Annotated in this window: 2 protein-coding genes; both read left to right on the forward strand. The window is 60.4% G+C overall.

Annotated features, from left to right (window positions below; all coding sequences use genetic code 11):
- Positions 1 to 899 (forward strand): hypothetical protein (locus tag ACIQ2D_RS22020; protein WP_402867422.1); only part of this gene is annotated, 899 nt, incomplete at its 5' end.
- Positions 900 to 1,202, forward strand: coding sequence for a hypothetical protein (locus ACIQ2D_RS22025; RefSeq protein WP_003941817.1), 303 nt, complete (start codon positions 900 to 902; stop codon positions 1,200 to 1,202).
- The last annotated feature ends 147 nt before the right edge of the window (positions 1,203 to 1,349 follow it).

Genomic DNA, 1,349 nt, shown 5'->3' on the forward strand with positions numbered 1-1,349 from the left:
GTTCGCGTCTGAGCCATTCTGTGAAGGTGGCTCACCGCATCGACGATGACATCGATGCGGTGAGCCGGAGCACACTACGCCAGCAATGCGCCGCTGACGATGCTACTGCACTCCTGCTCGGAGGTGCGGAGATTAGGCTCAGCCGCATGACCCTCTGGTTCTTGCGCTCTCGATCCAACAAGTACGCGGTGAGAGTCGACATCGCCGCTGCTGCTGCGGATCTTCGTGGTCGAATGCGCGCTGTACGTGAGATCAGCTCTCCTACAGGCAGTGTGGACTGGGAGTCGGCGCGTGAGATCGCTGGAAAGTGTGATTCTCAATTCGTGGCGGCCGCCCGAACGCTTCCTTTTCTCGAGAGGCGCTTGGCGTTGGCTTGGGAGCGGTCACTAGTCATGAGTTGTTGGTATGCCCGAGGTAATCGACACGGCTTCGAGCTCCTTGAGGAACGAGGCTTTGCGCTTATGTCGATGCTCCCGGAAGGGGTTCAAGCGTCGGTCTGTCGCGAGTTCGTCGATGCCGTCGACCACCGCCACGAGATGGGCTCCCGCGTCGACGGGGTAGGCGAGTCGGTGTCTGCGGCGGAACCTGCGCTGGTCGAAGTGACTCAGAAAGCGTTGCGCCGACGAATGAAGGACGAGCGACAACTGATCGTGCTCGAGAGCGTGATCGGTGGCCAGTCCGGACGGATCGGTCAAAGCCTGCGGCATTATGTGCCGTGGCTCGACTTCGCGTGTGAGTATCTCGAGGACCCACGGGAGGTTCAGGAGCTGGAGATGCTTGTCGCTCGTTGGCGCATCGAGCGTTCGAAATACGTTGTGGAGAACCCGGATTATGCACACGTGCGGATTGTCGACGTGAAGACGGCGCAGGGCGGACCGCACCACAGAGAGGGCATGTAGATGAGTACCGAACCATTTCGAATCAGCGAAGGCAGCGCTCTGCACGCCGATGACCCGGATCCGTTGCGGCAGTACTGGTACACCGCTGATGACCTGGTGGATACCTTCGGTTACCGGCGGGACGCCTTGGAAGGTTTGTTCGGTGAAGAGACGCCCGGGCCTGGCGGGTTGGTGGGGTGGACGACGTCGGTGGTGTGGAAGATCGAGAGTGAAGTGATTGTGCCGGCGGTGGAATTGTTGGAGTCGAGTTTCCGCGATCAGGAGTCGATTGATCTCACGGTGTATCGGTCGTCGGCTGGCTGAGGCTCTGCGATTAACTGCCGCTTGCGGGGCCTTACATGTTGAGCTGGTTGGCCAGTCGACTGATCGGGCGCGACTCGATGCTCAGGTTCCTCGGCTGAGGAACTCCTATGATGTGCACTCCGGCGCTGGCGCGGACGTGTGCGTATC

Source organism: Lysinibacillus sp. NPDC097287, from assembly GCF_044761695.1.
Lineage (GTDB): Bacteria > Bacillota > Bacilli > Bacillales_A > Planococcaceae > Lysinibacillus.

What these genes read in the sequence shown, in the direction of transcription:
- ACIQ2D_RS22025 (WP_003941817.1), top strand. Translation starts at nt 900, where the DNA reads ATGAGTACCGAACCATTTCGAATCAGCGAAGGCAGCGCTCTGCACGCC.